Here is a 15,602-nt window from a genome sequence, read left to right on the forward strand (position 1 = left end):
GGTCTAGCATCTCAATTCAAAGCCGATAAACCCGTCTTTGAATTGCCCCGCGAGCTTAGTCAACCAAGAACGCTGACTAAGCTTGCTGACACCGCACACCGATTTTGACTGACTCCGCTAAGTGTAAATAACTGATTTATCTTTTAAAAATTGCTGGTTAGCCCGAGGTTGTTGTTGATAACATCGGACGTGCAGGTGGCGTTTGACCGGCGTTTCTTGCCGGTCTTACACCACGGACGGTCCGGGAGATTTGCGGTTTAGGCAAAGCTTCCGGGCGAGGCTCAAGACGTTTCTAAGGCTTGAACCGGTCCCTCGTCCGCATGTTATCGGCAACAATCGGAAGCGGCGGTGATCGACTAGTTTTCATTTTAGATAACCAGTTAATGTGAATCTGTCTCGGCTTTGAAACTTTTTGATAAGATCTATTTTTATTCGGACCGAGTTTTAAAGATGCGTATAAATTCATAGTCGTAAGAATGCCAAATAAGGGGATTTATAGTACACTATTGATTGGTGAATAGGTACAGGGTAAAATAGTACCAGTTATGCAATGATGTCCAATTGCTAGTAGTATCTGGTAGTTGTTGAGAAATAGCGACCAAATTAAGAACGGGAGCCTGAGAATTGAAACTGTTTAAGAAAGTAACTGCAAACCGTGATCCGAATAAATCACATATTCCATTTCGATTGAATTTTTTGTTTTTTATCGTCTTCTTACTATTTGCAGCGTTAATTGGTCAGTTGGCTTACTTACAAGTTGACTATGGGAATAAGTTTGCGACGGAAGTTAACTCCGCGAATAACACGACAGCAACCGCTAGCGTGCAGCGTGGTTCTGTCTATGATTCCACTGGTCGTGTCATGGTTGGTAACAAGTCTCATCAAGCCATTCAATATACAAAAGGTTTGAACGTTGCTTCTACTAAAATGTATTCAATTGCGACGAAATTAAGCAATTATTTAACGGTACCAACGGATACGTTAACTGATCGGAACAAGGCCGACTATTATTTATCGAACGCTAAGAATTTAAAAGCCGTTGCAAAACACGTTAAAACTTCTTCAGATTCAGAGGTGTTATACGACCGTGAAGTCAAATATACGACGGATCATTTGATTGATGATTTTACAGTGGATCAGAAGAATGCCGCTGAAATTTATGCCAAAATGAGTGGCGCTTATTCGTTGTCGACGGTCAATATCAAAGCGACTGGCGTGACGAGTAAGGAACTCGCCGAAATTGGTGAACATCAATCTCAAATGCCAGGGATCAAAGTTGGGACAAGTTGGACCCGTAGTTATCCTAATGGGACTAGCTTAAGCAGTGTGCTTGGGACAGTCACCACTGAAAAGCAAGGGCTACCAAGTGATGACATTAAGACGTTGCTGGCACAGGGTTATTCGCGGGACGATTCCGTTGGTCAAAGCCAATTGGAAAAGCAATACGAAAACGTGCTGCGTGGCACCAAGTCACAGACTGAAGTAAAGACTCAAGATGGGGTCATCAAGAAAGAAATCAAGAAATATGGCGGGCAAAAGGGTGATAACGTTGGGCTAACGATGAACGCTAAATTCCAAGAAAAAGTCCAAAGTATTGTCATGTCACAAGCTAAATCTGCCGGCTCTGGTAATTCGTATTCAGTTGGTGGCTATGCGGTTGTCCTGAATCCAACTACTGGCGCAGTTTATGCCTTAGCCGGAGCAAATCGTGATGTTAAGACTGGTAAAGTGACCGAAAACGCCCTCGGAACTATTAACCAATCATTTGTTATGGGGTCAGTCGTCAAAGGTGCGACGGTCATGGGTGCGCTACAATCAGGTGTGATTACGCCAACCAGCAGTGCCTTAACCGATACGCCAATCAAATTAAAAGGGACCGCTGCTAAGACTTCTTGGTTCAATAAGGCGGGTGCTCAAAGTATCGGACTAGATGCTTCAACGGCGATGGAAGTTTCTTCAAACTCGTACATGATGCAATTAGCGATGAAGGAAGGCGGGTTCCAGTATGCCTCTGGTAAAGCACTAGACATGCCAACCTCAATTTTTTCTAAGTTGCGTGGCTACTTTAATCAATTTGGTTTAGGTGTCTCAACCGGGATCGATTTACCTGGTGAAGCTACTGGGTATGAAGGGACTGCGGATCAAGCCCATATTGGTAATGCGTTAGACTTGTCCTTCGGTAACTACGATTCGTACACGACCATCCAAGTGGCTCAATACATTGCCACCATGGCGAACGGTGGTAAACGGGTGGCACCACACGTGGTTTCTTCAATTACGGGAACAAATGCTGATGGTAGTCAAGGTAAGACTAAGGTCAACGTCGGGACACGGGTTTTGAACACGATTGATGTTCCTAGCTCGTATTTTGATGTTGTGCATACCGGTTATTGGGACGTGGTCCATGGGTCAAACCAATACAAAACTGGGCGAACCTTAGCTGGTTTGTCACCAGCTGTAGCCGCCAAGTCTGGGACTGCTGAAACGTTCTACAATGCTTCGACACCTACCGAAACATTGAGTTTGGCAACTTATGCGCCATTCAAGAACCCTAAGGTGGCGATTGCGGTTGTCTTCCCAGGGATGAATAATGGGACGAATAGTACTGTTAACTTGCAGACGGCGATTCAAATTTATAAGGCTTTCTGGAAGTATTATGCGAAATAATTAAATTGTGTTTTTCGATGCCAGTATCTGAATTGATACTGGTATTTTTTATTTAATAATGGTATAGTAGTTCAAGTTAAGGGCTCCAGCCCTGTATTATGCGAATGAGTTTGGAGGGTTTACAACATGCGGGTACACATTACTTTAGAATGTACAGAATGCCATGAACGCAACTACTTATCTTCAAAGAACCGTCGGAACAATCCGGACCGGGTTGAATTTAAGAAGTACTGTCCACGGGATCACAAAGTTACATTACATCGCGAAACGAAATAACAACGGGGTGACCTGTTGTTTTTTCGGTGCATTGTCATTAGACAATGGGTTTCTCATTTGTTGGCAAATGGGTGATTGTTTTCTTAACAATCAGCCGTGTTGATGAATGAGATTTTTTAGTCTTAAGAGAGAAATTGACTTGAATATAGGAGTGTGATTGTTTTGGAGAAAAAGGCTTTTCGTCAACAACAGATCACTCGTTTGACCGAGCTGTCGGACGATGCGCGAGCACAACAGAATCTGAACTTACAACAACAATTGTTTGCTAGTCCCGCGTGGCAACAAGCTCAAGTGATTGCGACGACGATCAGCAGTGGCATCGAGGTTGCAACTCAACCAATTATCAGACAAGCTTGGATGGATCATAAACAAGTGGTCATTCCACAAACCTTACCTAAACGCCAAATGGCCTTTAAACCATATACGTCAGAGACAGTGCTGACTCGCACTAAGTTTGGTATTTTCGAGCCAACAACTGGTGAAACGGTTGCCAAGGATGAGATCGACTTAATCTTGGTTCCTGGTTTAGGTTACAGTCAAGCTGAACTGGCCCGAATTGGTTTTGGCGGTGGGTATTACGATCGCTACCTCGCTGATTATAGTGGCATTAAACTGACGCTGGCTTTTCGCGAAATGGTGTTTACGCAGGCTGAATGGCCCGTGGACGCCTATGATATTTTATTGGATCAATTATTGGTTGCAAAGGATGGTGTTGATTACGAACATTAAACGTTGGTGGCAAACGGAACCAGCGATGACCCAGTTGTTACTGGGGCTCACCGTTGCAGTTTTCTTAGTTGAATGGTTATTAGGTGGCAGCACGGCCACGGCAGTGCTCTATCTAATGGGTGCCAAGAACGACCAAGCGATTATTGCGGGCCAGTGGTGGCGCTTTATCACACCAATCTTTTTACATATGGGGTTGACCCACATTGCGCTAAATGGGGTGGTCATCTACTTTATGGGTATGCAGATTGAAGCGCTATTTGGTCATTGGCGACTATTAGCAATTTACTTGCTGGGTGGCATCAGCGGTAACATCATGAGCTTCGGCTTGTCACCAGACCAGTCAGTCGGTGCTAGTACGGCGATTTTTGCGCTGTTTGGCGCGTTCTTGATGGTTGGTGAGTCTTTCTGGGAAAACCCAATGATTCGACAATTGACCAGTCAATTTTTATTATTCACCGCGCTGAACTTGGTCTTCGATTTGTTCTCGTCAGGAATCGATATTTGGGGGCATGTCGGTGGTTTAATCGGGGGCTTTTTACTCGGTTACATCGTTGGTGTACCGCGAATGGGAAAGATTCCAACCCTCAAACGCGTTTTAGCTGGGATAACGTTAATAATCGCTTGGTTGGCAATGATAAAATTAGGTTTTACAAATTTTCAATAAACTGTATAATTAATCGAGGATATGCACATGAAAACACTTTACGACGTACAACAGTTACTGAAAAAGTTTGGCGTTTACGTTTACGTGGGCAAACGAATTTGGGATATTGAACTCATGGCGATCGAAATTGATCATTTGTACCAAGCCGGAGTGCTGGATGCCAAGACGTATGCGCGCGTAAAACTCGTATTGACTCATGAGCACCGGATAGAAGCAGAACATGCGCGTGATGAGCACACGCATCATTAATGGAGGGATTTCGTAACATGGATCGCAAATTAATCGGTGTCGACCTTGGTGGGACGACGACTAAATTCGCTATTTTAACTGAAAATGGCGACATTCAACAAAAGTGGAGTATCGAAACCACTATCTTAGATGAAGGGGCACACATCGTGCCAAACATCATCGACTCAATCAATCATCATTTGGATCTCTACAAGATGGATCGTTCTCAATTTGTCGGTATTGGCATGGGAACTCCCGGGACTGTTGATTTAGACGCCGGGACAGTTATTGGTGCCTACAACTTAAACTGGAAGACCTTACAACCAGTTAAAAAACAAATCGAAGCTGGAACCGGAATCAAGTTTACGCTTGATAACGATGCCAACGTAGCTGCTTTGGGCGAACGCTGGAAAGGCGCTGGCGAAAACGGCAATGATGTGGCCTTTGTGACCTTAGGGACTGGTGTCGGTGGTGGTTTGATCGCTGGCGGTCATTTACTTCACGGTGCTGCTGGTGCCGCTGGTGAAATCGGTCATGTGACCGTAGAACCTAATGGTTACATGTGTACTTGTGGCAAGCGCGGTTGTTTGGAACAATACGCTTCAGCAACTGGTGTGGTTCACGTTGCGCGAGATATGGCTGAAGAATTCTCTGGTGCTTCTAAATTAAAAGAACTTTTAGACAATGGTGAAGAAATCAGTTCAAAAATTACCTTTGACTTAGCTAAAGAAGACGATGCCTTAGCTAAAAAGGTTGTTGACAAGGTTTCATATTACTTAGGTTTAGCTTTGGCTAACGTTGGTAATACCATGAACCCATCTTCAATCATCATTGGTGGTGGCGTTTCTGCAGCCGGCGACTTCTTATTGAAGCAAGTTGACGCTTACTTCCAACAATTCACATTCCCAACTGTTCGGAATACGACAAAGTTGAAGTTAGCGGTTTTAGGTAATGACGCCGGTGTTATTGGCGCCGCATCATTAGCTCAACGTTTTATCTAATTCATTGATGTGTGAAAAGAGTCCTCAAGAGGGGCTCTTTTTTAGTTCAAGGTGATTTCTGCTAGCCATACCTGTGTCGTCAATTGGCTAAATCTTAGTTGAAACCACAGTAGGACTAGTAAAAGTAAGCGGTTTTGTGTAAAATAAAGAAGTAGAAATTAGGAGGGATAGCGTTGGTTTTAGGTGCAGTTGGTGTGATGACATACGTTAACACGGTGTTGATCATCTTAATCGCGGCATATTTTATTTATGTCTTTTATAGTTATATTCGTCGGCGTCAGGTTTCAACGATGCTAGATGAAGAAGAATTTACTAAGGGAATGCGTAAGGCTCAAGTGATTGACTTACGTGAAAAGAAGGAATTTGATGCGGGACATATTTTAGGCGCTCGTAATATTCCCTATAATTCCTTAAAGGTTCGGATGGGTGAATTACGTCAAGACATGCCCGTTTATGTTTATGACCAAAATCATACGTTAAGCACGCGAGCAGTGGCAATCTTAGCTAAAAACGGGTATTCAAACTTATGTATTTTGAAACCTGGTTATGCCCGTTGGGAAGGCAAGACGAAAAAAGCGAAGTATTAAAAAAATGGCGGCCGGAACAAAATAACTTTGTTCGTGCCACCATTTTTTGTTATTAACCGTTATGGGCTGAACGACTCTTGCGTAAGGCCTTTTTACGGCTTTCTTCAAATTTATTTTCTTGATCTTCAATTGGGTCAACGACCTGTTTCTTGAATGATAAAACGGAACCGATAACGGCACCGGCAGTCGCAACTACCCCAAATAAGAACCCGCGTGTAAATGATTTCATCGTTTGAACCTCCTAATAATTTGTTACATTCATTATGTATGTTTTTCGTTGAAAGCGCAATATTAAAAGCTTAAAAAAGGTCTAAGCTAATTGAGGTGATTAGATGTTAACTCAAATTATCGCTCATCGTGGCAGTAAAGGCACTCGTCCCGAAAATACGTTACCAGCGTTTGAAGCGGCATTGGCTGATGGCGCAGATGGCATTGAAACGGACGTGCATCTATCAAAAGATGGCCACCTGATCATTATTCATGACGAAAAAGTTGATCGCACCACTGACGGTAAAGGGCGCGTGTTGGATTTAACTTTGGCACAATTAAAACGCTTGGATGCGGGTGCTAAATTTGATTCCGTCTATGCGGGCACGCGAATTCCAACACTAGATGAAGTGGTGCAGTTACTCGTCAAGGCGAACTTTACTGGCATTTTTAATCTGGAATTGAAAACGAATAAGATTCATTATGATGGCATTGAAGCGTTAGTGGCGGATTACTTTAATCATCACGAGGTGCCATTCAAGTTGGTCTATTCGAGTTTCTATCCGAAGTCAATTGAACGACTGCATGCATTACAACCAACCGCTGAATTCGATAGTTTATTCGAGAGCAAGTTTAAGACTGCCAGACGGCTGCATGCGGAACATGTGATTATTGGGTACCATCCGGATATTCGGTGGGTACGGCGGCACTGGCTGTTGTTGCCAAAAGTGCAACTCCGGCCCTGGACGGTCAATTCGGAACGTGATATGCGATTCTGCTATCGTCATCAATTTGCGGGCCTGATTACGGATTATCCAGGTCTGGCGCATCGCTTACGACTAAAAATGCAAGGGAGCTAACGACATTTGACAGGTAAAAAGGTACTATTAATTGCCGGTCCCACGGCTGTCGGGAAAACGGCATTAGCCATTGACTTGGCCAAGAAATTTAACGGTGAAGTGATCTCTGGCGATTCGATGCAAGTTTATCGCCATTTAGATATTGGCACGGCCAAGGTTTTGCCAGCTGAACGACAGGGAATTCCACATTACTTAATTGATATTAAAGCGGTGCAGGAACGTTTTACCGTGGCAGAGTTTGTCACTCGCGCCACGGATTTGATTAATCAGATTCAAGCGCGAGGGAAATTACCGATTATTGCTGGTGGAACAGGGTTTTACCTGCAATCTTTGCTGGCTGGTTATCAGTTTGGCTCGGCAACGACGGAACCAGACTTGGCGTATCGGCAGTCATGGTTTGATTATGCTGCCAGTCATGGCACACCAGCCGTTTGGACAGCACTCAAAAAGATTGATCCAGCGGCGGCGACCGGAATTGAACCGCAGAATTTGGTGCGTGTCGTTCGTGCTTTAGAGTATTGGCATACAAGTGGTCAGAAGTTCTCTGAACAAGCTGACGAGGCCCCACAGACGTTGGATGCTCGTACGATATGTTTAACTGCTGAACGATCATTGTTATATGCACGTATCAATCAACGCGTGGATCAGATGATGTCGGCTGGTTTGGTCGATGAAGCCAAATGGTTATTTGATCAGGGTGGCACTGACCTGCCAGCGGGCAAGGGGATCGGCTATCATGAGCTCTTCCCATATTTTGCCGGTGACAGTGATTTAGACACGGCGGTCGCGTTAATCAAGCAGGATTCCCGGCGCTATGCCAAGCGTCAGCTAACGTGGTTCCGCAACAAAATGACGGTGGATTGGTATAACCTATTAGAAGATCCTTCACAACAAGCAATGATTATGACCGAACTAGCTAGTTGGTTAAATTAAAAATTAAATTGGTATACCCGTATAAATGATGTGATATTTTCTTACATGAATGATTGACATTCCAGAATGAGATTGCTAATATTAACACTGTATTAAAGAGGAGGGTCGTCATGAAAGAAAAGGAATTACGTCGTTCGTTAGCAGTCTTACCAATTGGTACGGTTATGAAGTTAGCTAATTTAACCGCGCGACAGATTCGTTATTACGAAGAACAGGACTTGATTCATCCGGAGCGTAATGCCGGGAATCGACGGATGTTTTCGCTGAACGATGTGGATCGTTTGTTAGAAATTAAAGACTATTTAGCTGATGGGATTAATATGGCTGGTATTAAAGAAATTTATGCCATGCAAAAGCAAAAAGCCCAACAAAAAGAAGCGGACTTAGCGCGGCCATTAACTGACAACGATGTACGCCGAATCTTGCATGACGAGTTTCTGAATATCGGGGGCTTAAAAGCTAAGGATGGTCCGGAATATCCAACTCATTAATGCGTCTGCATCCAGATAGTCAACCAATTTAAGGAGCGATTTTCATGGCAAAACAGCAGTATACTAAGGACGATATTCGCAAAATCGTCAAAGAAGAAAACGTTAATTTCTTACGTTTAATGTTCACTGATTTATTCGGTACCATCAAAAACGTGGAAGTGCCAGTGTCTCAACTGGACAAGTTATTAGATAACAAGTTAATGTTTGACGGTTCTTCAATCGACGGCTTTGTTCGGATTGAAGAGAGTGACATGTACCTGTACCCAGATTTATCAACTTGGTTGATCATGCCTTGGAACACGGAACATGGCAAGATTGCCCGGATTATCTGTGAAGTTTATACCACTGACCGCAAGCCATTCGAAGGCGACCCACGGAATAATTTAATTCGGGTCTTAAGCGATATGCGTGATGCGGGTTATACCGCCTTTAATATTGGGACGGAACCTGAATTCTTCTTATTTAAGATGAATGAGAAGGGTGAACCAACGACCGAATTGAATGATAAAGGGAGCTATTTTGACTTGGCTCCAATGGACATGGGCGAGAACTGTCGTCGTGATATTGCGCTTGAACTTGAACGCTTGGGCTTCAATGTTGAAGCCAGTCACCATGAAGTTGCTCCTGGCCAACATGAAATTGACTTTAAGTATGCAGACGCTTTAGCCGCGGCCGATCACATTCAAACCTTTAAATTAGTCGTCAAAACGATCGCACGTAAGTACAATTTATGGGCAACCTTTATGCCAAAGCCTTTAAACGGGGTCAATGGTTCTGGGATGCACGTCAATATGTCCTTATTCCATGATCAAGGCAATGCGTTTTACGATCAAAGTGAAAAAGACGAATTACAATTATCAACGGATGCTTACCACTTCTTGGGCGGCTTGATGAAGCATGCTCGCAGTTATACAGCGGTGACTAATCCAACCGTTAACTCGTACAAGCGTTTAGTGCCTGGGTACGAAGCGCCAGTTTATGTGGCTTGGTCTGGGTCTAACCGGTCACCAATGATCCGTATTCCAAGTGCGCGTGGTTTATCGACTCGTTTGGAACTTCGGAGTGTTGATGCTTCTGCTAATCCATATTTAGCATTTGCAACTGTTTTGGAAGCTGGACTCGATGGCATTAAGAATAATATCGAACCACCAAAGAGTGTTGATCGCAATATTTATGTGATGGATGAAGATGAACGCCGTGAAGCTGGCATTGTCGACTTACCATCAACTTTGCATAATGCCTTAAAAGAATTCCAAACTGATCCAACGATGAAGAAAGCCTTAGGGCCACATATTTATCAAAGTTTCTTGGAAGCTAAACGACTTGAATGGGCTTCATACCGTCAACAAGTTAGTGAATGGGAACGTGAACAGTACATGGAATTGTACTAAAAAGCGATAAATTCAACTGAATTGAGCGGTTAGAACACCAAGTTGGTCGTTCTAACTGCTTTTTTGTTAGTTTTTTGGAAAATTGGCGACACAACCCTTTCTTAATCGGGTTATTTTCGGTAACATTAAGGACAGAAGTGCAAGTCAGCAATTTGCCAATTATCAATTGATTGCAAGGAGATTATCATGGAAAAACAAAATCAGCCAGGTCTTGAAAAACAAGATCAACGGACGAGCGAGCTTACGAATAGCTTACAGCAAAAACTGGACTATTTAACGACGCTACGTCAAGCAATAACGGCTGGTGACGACCGGTTAATTTACGAATTGATCGATGGCGACCACTATCATCAAGCCTTATTGAACGAAGAACCTAATCCAGCTCGAAACGCACAGGTGGATTTAATTACGGATGTTCATCCAGCAATCAGTCACTACCTCAGTACGAAATTGATTGACTATTTAGCACATGAATACCCATTCTTTTATTACGAAGAAATCCAGCCAGGTGAATTCCAGATTTATTTTGGGAATTGGTGGGATCGGCGCCGTTTTGGCAAGCTAAATGTCTTAAATGTGGCGTTTGAGTTTAGTCAAGAAGAATTCAACAAGTTACAACAGACTTTTGAATTAGCCATGGCCCATAAACGGTACAATACAGATAACATTCAAAAGGTTTCGGCCGCTAATGATGAACTTCAAAAGCTCATCGATGCGCAAGATGACCGGGATGCTGAAAAAGATCAGTTGCGGCAACAATTAAAAGAAAACGGCCAACGTAACTCGTTGTTTGATTCTGGCCGGATTAAAGAAGAACGACAACAAATTATTGACCAATTAACAAAATTGGCTGATGCCGATGAACAAGCCAATAATGCGCACGCCACTATGAAAGATAACGAAGCTAAAATTTTGTCGTTGTCTAAAGAAGACACGATTTTGGCCTACGAAAAGCAAGCTATCGAAACGTCGTTCAAGAGTTTTGAAAACTTTAATGAGCGTAATCGTAGTCTTTATGTGGACTATTTGACAACGCTGATTGGAAAGGCGCAGGTAGCTGCTGATGGCGAATGAGACGAATAAAATTGACGCTGCAACGCTAAGCACGCACGGTAAGCTTGCGATGTTTAACGAGGGTCTGAAGAAGGGCTTAGCGAACGGGGAAAAATTCACGGCGCTGATGGATCAGTTAATTGATACCACGGATGCCGAGGCCTTGTTAGCAGCTGCTCAGAAGCTGGCCGATTTCAAACTAGATTCGGCTTACGTGACATTCCCGCATCAATATAAAAATGCCGATTATTATCTCATTTTTATGAGTCGTTTGCTAAGTATGCATCAAGATGAACAAGCTACGCTAAAAACACGGGCGCATAGTGAAGCGTTGTATCACGTTTTTGATGCGATTTCTGATGACTATACATTTTTGTATCAAGTTGTTGATGGTGAAAATGGTGGGGCTTATTATCGTGAACAGACGACTGGTGAAAATTTATTTTATATTCACTTAGAACGGCGGTTATTGCGCTTTAATAGCACGGCATTTACCAATTTATTTATTAATAAATTGTTGCTGAAGGGTGCGGATGTCGCCCAGATTAATACTGTATTGGCAACATTGATCAATTTTGGTCATGATTTACAGGACGATTTTGGTTTCAACGTTGACTTCAATATTTTGGATGTCAACAATGCAGCCCGCTACGAGTTACGCCAAACGAATCTCGATGGCGAAGTTTTGGATAAACTCTTTGTGTTAGCTGCTGAACATGACTACATGTTACGTAATTCACCAAATGGTCATGGTGCCGAGATCGAATTGCCGGGCGCCTTAGTCATTGACGTTTTCGACGCTGGCACGCCGGAAAATGCGAAGTGGGTCTTAACTGTTCGCGATACCGAACAACGAGTCTCTTGGTTCGACGTGTTACTTCACTTTGATTTCATGCGGGATTGGTATCTCAATAATATTGAGGCCCTAGAAATTAAAGCAGACCCATTGGTGTTCGCATAGCTGATGGAGGTAGATATGTTAGATTTAACCACGTTATTACAACAATCAATTCGATTGGATCAAGATATTACGCGTCGACAAGCGATTCATTGGAAACCAGCAGATCGGTTGCAGAATGCGATGGTCTCACTGGACGTGGAACTCGCTGAGATGGCGAATACTTCGGAGTGGTTCAAAGTTTGGAAGATTCATAAGGGTAAGGCGGATGCTGGTAAAACCCATCGTGAAACGTTACTCAATGAATATGTCGATGCCATGGATTTCTTTTTCTTGGTTGCGGCGATTCAACAATGGACACATCTGATCCCAATGATGCCGAGCGAGTTAACCGAGCTAACTGACAAACGACCAACCGATTTGAATAAACAATACTTAGCCATCAAGCACTTGCTGTATGATGCGTACTTTAATCATCGACAGGTGAGTTACAAGCACGCATGGCATGTCTTTTTGAAGATTGGTTTAGTTGAGTTTGGTTACTCACAAGCGGAGATTCAGGCGGCCTTTATTGCCAAGAATCAAGTTAACGAGCAGCGCCAAGAAAATGATTATTGAAATGAAGTGTAGCTGTTAAGGCTACGCTTTTTTCGTCCAAAAAAGCATCTGAACGGTTTTCAGATGCTTGTGGTCTAATTATTTCATTGAGCGCCGGTAGCCGGCTGCCTGTGCTTCAGCTTCACTGTTGAACTGTACGCCGTTGCCATGGGGATTACGATAATTGTGTTGACCAGGAACATGATAGATTTTGCTCTTGGGGTTGCCCCAAATGACGGCTGTTTTTTCGGCACCTGATTTTTGCGTTGCGGGTGTCGCTTTGGTTTCTGGTTGAGGTGCACTGGTTGCAGCGGCGCTATCAGTACTAGCAGTGTTGGTAGCGCTACTGGTGCTTGAGGCCGTCGTCTTCGGCTCAGCTTTTTGACTTGTTGAGGAACTAGTTGATTGTGTGATTTCATCAGTAATACTAGTGTCTAGTGCTTGAATCGACTCACTGGAAGCCGAACTACTAGAATTGTTGACCGATGAGCTAGTAGAACTGCTGGTAGGACTTTTACTTGATTTTTCCACGGCCGAGGATGAGCTAGAAGTGGTGACAGCGGTACTGGCTTCTGAACTACAACCGGCTAATGCAACCCCAGTAGCTGCTAATAAAATAAGACTTAATACTTGATGCTTAAACTTTTTCATGACTGAAACGCCTCCAAAGAAATAATTTTTTCGTGACTTTGAGCCACTATTACTTAAATACGCAAATTCTAGGAAGTTTCATTTTTTTAATTTTAGTTTTATTTTCAAAAATCAATTGGTTGTCTAATTACCATGGAATCCGGTGCTAGCTGATTAAATAAGAATTGACAGCCTTTCTTTTGTTAACTATAATTAATCTTGTTGTTGTCACGGTAGCTCAACTGGATAGAGCATCCGCCTTCTAAGCGGAGGGTTGTGAGTTCAAGTCTCACTCGTGACATAAATTAAGCGTCTAAATCAAAAACGACCACCTGTTAAAATCAACTTTAGCAGGTGGCCGTTTTTTTGTTTGTATCTTAACAAAGTTTGTTTGCACACTCCCCAAACAATTCATCAAGTGTCTCTTTGAACGACTGACCTACTAGAATATGGTTGGTTATGAAAGTTAGTTTAAAGGGGGAGTTTTTCATGCCAACAAAGTTAACACTAAAAGCACCAGTCAGTGGCCAATTAAAGCCGATTACGGCAGTCAATGACGCGGTGTTTGCTTCTGAAAAAATGGGAAAAGGGTTTGCAGTCGAACCGACTGATGGCGCAGTGGTGGCGCCAGTTAGTGGGGTCATCAGTTTCATTGCACCGACCAAGCATGCACTGGCGATTTTGACGACTAGCGGGGTGGAAATCCTACTTCATCTGGGGCTAGATACGGTGACACTCAATGGCGCACCATTTACTTGGAAAGTTAAGGCTCAGCAGGCGGTTACGGCCGGTGAATCATTGGGGGCAATGGATCTGGCGGCCATTGAAGTGAAGCACTTAGCTGCGACCGTGGTTGTCGTAATCACCAACACGGTTGAACTCGCTGCGGACTTATCACCAATGAACCCTCAGGCGGTCCAGGCCGGTGATGACGTAACCACCTGTGAGTTTACCGATCCCACAATCAAACCTGCAACCGGGACAACTAAGCCAGCCGATATGGCACCGACGTTGATTAAACTGGTCGGCGGTCCCGGTAATATTAAAAACTTGATTCACTGTATTACGCGTCTACGTTTTTATTTGGCAGATGAAAGTTTAGCGGATGACGCGGCGATTAAACGCTTGCCTGGGGTGATTGATGTCGTCAAAGCGGGTGGTCAATATCAAGTCGTTATTGGTGCGGCCGTTGAGTCTGTCTATGATGCGGTTATGGCCAAATTAGACTTGAAACCGACTGCGGTGGTAAAAGCGCCTCGGCCAAAAGGAATTTGGCCAAGTTTTAAGTGGGGATTTGGTGAACTGGTTGGGGTTATCACCGCTACGATGATGCCAATCATCGGCTTGTTGGCCGGTGCTGGGATTGTCAAAGGGATTCTCGCGATGGCGGTGGGGTTTAAATGGTTAACGGCAACCGCACCGTTGTATATTTTGATTAGTGCGATTGCCGATGGTATTTTCCATTTCTTACCAGTTATTTTGGGTGTCACGGCCGCCAAAAAGTTGGGTTCAAATCAGATTGTGTTAGCCACGGTCGGGGGCGTGCTGGTGTATCCGTCACTCGCGACGATTGCCAGCAGTAAAACGCCGTCCCTGTTACTTTTTGGCGTTCATTTTCCAATCATGAATTATGCGGCGTCGGTCTTTCCAATTTTAGTTGCAGCGTGGTTGGCGGTGTACCTCGAGCGCTGGCTAAAAAAAGTTATTCCACAACTGATTGCTTCGATCTTCATCCCAATTATTGAAGTTCTGATTTTAAGTGCCTTAATTATTTTGATCCTTGGTCCAGCGATTACTCAGTTAAGTGATTGGTTAGCCAATGGTATTATGGCGGCACTGAATTTCAACGCTATTATTGGGGGCGCCATCTATTGCGCCATTTTCCCAGTGTTGGTTATCTTTGGTCTACACTGGCCATTGATTCCAATTATTGTTAATGATTTAGCGGTCCATGGGTATAGCATGTTAAATGCCTTTTCATCCGTTTTGATGATGGGAATTGCCGGTGGGGTCTTCGCAGTGACGTTAAAGACACGGCAAAAGCAGTTGAAACAAATCGGTTTTGGGGCCACAATTTCGCAATTGTGCGGGGTTGGTGAACCAGCGATTTATGGGGTTTTGTTAAAATACAAACGGGTCTTCTATATGGTCACCTTAGCTAACATTTTTGGTGGGGCGCTTGCTGGGGCACTACATTTATTAAATTATGGTTTCTCAGGCGGCCTAATTGGGTTTGCATCATTTATCAATCCAAAAGTTGGCATTGATCAGAATTTTTATAATTATATTATTTCACATGGCTTAACCTTCCTAGTCGCATTCGTCTTAACCTGGCTAGTGGGCTTTAATGATAAAATGAAACCATCAGATCAAACAGTCTAAATAAAGAA

General features: G+C 43.6%; 17 protein-coding genes and 1 tRNA gene. 16 read left to right on the forward strand and 2 right to left on the reverse strand.

From position 1 onward, the window contains the following. The first annotated feature begins 624 nt into the window (after positions 1-624). From FFM64_RS07845 to FFM64_RS07875, 7 genes are all read left to right on the forward strand, one after another. Entirely contained in the window at positions 625-2,667 is a 2,043-nt protein-coding gene (locus FFM64_RS07845) for a peptidoglycan D,D-transpeptidase FtsI family protein (RefSeq protein WP_137607456.1), read from the forward strand. Positions 2,668-2,793: 126 nt separating this feature from the next. After that, positions 2,794-2,943 (forward strand): 50S ribosomal protein L33, encoded by a 150-nt coding sequence (gene rpmG / locus FFM64_RS07850; protein WP_137607457.1) that lies wholly within the window; start codon positions 2,794-2,796, stop codon positions 2,941-2,943. 162 nt (positions 2,944-3,105) lie between these two features. Next, positions 3,106-3,672 (forward strand): 5-formyltetrahydrofolate cyclo-ligase, encoded by a 567-nt coding sequence (locus FFM64_RS07855; RefSeq protein WP_137607458.1) that lies wholly within the window; start codon positions 3,106-3,108, stop codon positions 3,670-3,672. Further along, complete coding sequence (locus tag FFM64_RS07860) at positions 3,650-4,336, forward strand: rhomboid family intramembrane serine protease (protein WP_171000346.1); 687 nt, start codon at positions 3,650-3,652, stop codon at positions 4,334-4,336. Before FFM64_RS07855 ends, FFM64_RS07860 begins: the two co-directional genes overlap by 23 nt. Positions 4,337-4,363: 27 nt before the next feature. Beyond that, a complete protein-coding gene (locus FFM64_RS07865; protein WP_137607459.1) occupies positions 4,364-4,585 on the forward strand; it encodes a YqgQ family protein in 222 nt (73 codons plus the stop codon). 17 nt (positions 4,586-4,602) lie between these two features. Continuing rightward, entirely contained in the window at positions 4,603-5,565 is a 963-nt protein-coding gene (locus FFM64_RS07870) for an ROK family glucokinase (RefSeq protein WP_137607460.1), read from the forward strand. Between the two features lie 173 nt (positions 5,566-5,738). Continuing rightward, the gene (locus FFM64_RS07875) at positions 5,739-6,152 is read left to right on the forward strand and encodes a rhodanese-like domain-containing protein (protein ID WP_137607461.1); all 414 of its coding nucleotides are present in this window, start codon (positions 5,739-5,741) and stop codon (positions 6,150-6,152) included. 52 nt (positions 6,153-6,204) lie between these two features. Here the strand turns inward: FFM64_RS07875 and FFM64_RS07880 are convergent, their stop codons facing one another. After that, complete coding sequence (locus tag FFM64_RS07880; RefSeq protein WP_024625559.1) at positions 6,205-6,381, reverse strand: DUF3042 family protein; 177 nt, start codon at positions 6,379-6,381, stop codon at positions 6,205-6,207. A gap of 103 nt (positions 6,382-6,484) precedes the next feature. Between FFM64_RS07880 and FFM64_RS07885 the strand changes: the two genes are divergently transcribed. The 7 genes from FFM64_RS07885 to FFM64_RS07915 all read left to right on the forward strand — a co-directional run bounded on the left by FFM64_RS07885 (position 6,485) and on the right by FFM64_RS07915 (position 12,603). After that, positions 6,485-7,219, forward strand: a complete 735-nt coding sequence (locus FFM64_RS07885; protein WP_137607462.1) for a glycerophosphodiester phosphodiesterase — start codon at positions 6,485-6,487, stop codon at positions 7,217-7,219. Positions 7,220-7,225: 6 nt separating this feature from the next. Then, complete coding sequence (gene miaA, locus FFM64_RS07890; RefSeq protein WP_137607463.1) at positions 7,226-8,152, forward strand: tRNA (adenosine(37)-N6)-dimethylallyltransferase MiaA; 927 nt, start codon at positions 7,226-7,228, stop codon at positions 8,150-8,152. A 110-nt stretch (positions 8,153-8,262) separates the two neighbouring features. After that, entirely contained in the window at positions 8,263-8,643 is a 381-nt protein-coding gene (locus FFM64_RS07895) for a MerR family transcriptional regulator (RefSeq protein WP_137607464.1), read from the forward strand. A gap of 44 nt (positions 8,644-8,687) precedes the next feature. After that, positions 8,688-10,034, forward strand: coding sequence for a type I glutamate--ammonia ligase (glnA, locus tag FFM64_RS07900; protein WP_137607465.1), 1,347 nt, complete (start codon positions 8,688-8,690; stop codon positions 10,032-10,034). A gap of 186 nt (positions 10,035-10,220) precedes the next feature. Continuing rightward, the gene (locus tag FFM64_RS07905) at positions 10,221-11,108 is read left to right on the forward strand and encodes an exonuclease SbcC (RefSeq protein WP_137607466.1); all 888 of its coding nucleotides are present in this window, start codon (positions 10,221-10,223) and stop codon (positions 11,106-11,108) included. After that, positions 11,098-12,048: a hypothetical protein gene (locus FFM64_RS07910; protein WP_137607467.1), complete on the forward strand. Its 951-nt coding sequence runs from the start codon at positions 11,098-11,100 to the stop codon at positions 12,046-12,048. Before FFM64_RS07905 ends, FFM64_RS07910 begins: the two co-directional genes overlap by 11 nt. 15 nt (positions 12,049-12,063) lie before the next feature. Beyond that, the gene (locus tag FFM64_RS07915; protein ID WP_137607468.1) at positions 12,064-12,603 is read left to right on the forward strand and encodes a dUTPase; all 540 of its coding nucleotides are present in this window, start codon (positions 12,064-12,066) and stop codon (positions 12,601-12,603) included. Positions 12,604-12,681: 78 nt separating this feature from the next. Here the strand turns inward: FFM64_RS07915 and FFM64_RS07920 are convergent, their stop codons facing one another. Further along, entirely contained in the window at positions 12,682-13,233 is a 552-nt protein-coding gene (locus FFM64_RS07920; protein WP_137607469.1) for a sunset domain-containing protein, read from the reverse strand. 206 nt (positions 13,234-13,439) lie between these two features. Between FFM64_RS07920 and FFM64_RS07925 the strand changes: the two genes are divergently transcribed. After that, a tRNA-Arg gene (locus tag FFM64_RS07925) sits at positions 13,440-13,513 on the forward strand. Between the two features lie 188 nt (positions 13,514-13,701). Then, the gene (locus tag FFM64_RS07930) at positions 13,702-15,594 is read left to right on the forward strand and encodes a PTS sugar transporter subunit IIABC (protein ID WP_137607470.1); all 1,893 of its coding nucleotides are present in this window, start codon (positions 13,702-13,704) and stop codon (positions 15,592-15,594) included. Positions 15,595-15,602 lie beyond the last annotated feature (8 nt).

Origin of the sequence: Lactiplantibacillus daoliensis (assembly GCF_005405005.1) — a bacterium.
GTDB lineage: Bacteria > Bacillota > Bacilli > Lactobacillales > Lactobacillaceae > Lactiplantibacillus > Lactiplantibacillus daoliensis.

Coding starts and splice junctions, on each gene's coding strand:
- FFM64_RS07865 (WP_137607459.1), top strand. CDS start 4,364: ATGAAAACACTTTACGACGTACAACAGTTACTGAAAAAGTTTGGCGTT.
- FFM64_RS07910 (WP_137607467.1), top strand. CDS start 11,098: ATGGCGAATGAGACGAATAAAATTGACGCTGCAACGCTAAGCACGCAC.
- rpmG (WP_137607457.1), top strand. CDS start 2,794: ATGCGGGTACACATTACTTTAGAATGTACAGAATGCCATGAACGCAAC.
- FFM64_RS07880 (WP_024625559.1), bottom strand. CDS start 6,381: ATGAAATCATTTACACGCGGGTTCTTATTTGGGGTAGTTGCGACTGCC.
- FFM64_RS07860 (WP_171000346.1), top strand. CDS start 3,650: ATGGTGTTGATTACGAACATTAAACGTTGGTGGCAAACGGAACCAGCG.
- FFM64_RS07930 (WP_137607470.1), top strand. CDS start 13,702: ATGCCAACAAAGTTAACACTAAAAGCACCAGTCAGTGGCCAATTAAAG.
- FFM64_RS07915 (WP_137607468.1), top strand. CDS start 12,064: ATGTTAGATTTAACCACGTTATTACAACAATCAATTCGATTGGATCAA.
- FFM64_RS07885 (WP_137607462.1), top strand. CDS start 6,485: ATGTTAACTCAAATTATCGCTCATCGTGGCAGTAAAGGCACTCGTCCC.
- FFM64_RS07870 (WP_137607460.1), top strand. CDS start 4,603: ATGGATCGCAAATTAATCGGTGTCGACCTTGGTGGGACGACGACTAAA.
- glnA (WP_137607465.1), top strand. CDS start 8,688: ATGGCAAAACAGCAGTATACTAAGGACGATATTCGCAAAATCGTCAAA.
- FFM64_RS07905 (WP_137607466.1), top strand. CDS start 10,221: ATGGAAAAACAAAATCAGCCAGGTCTTGAAAAACAAGATCAACGGACG.
- FFM64_RS07920 (WP_137607469.1), bottom strand. CDS start 13,233: ATGAAAAAGTTTAAGCATCAAGTATTAAGTCTTATTTTATTAGCAGCT.
- FFM64_RS07895 (WP_137607464.1), top strand. CDS start 8,263: ATGAAAGAAAAGGAATTACGTCGTTCGTTAGCAGTCTTACCAATTGGT.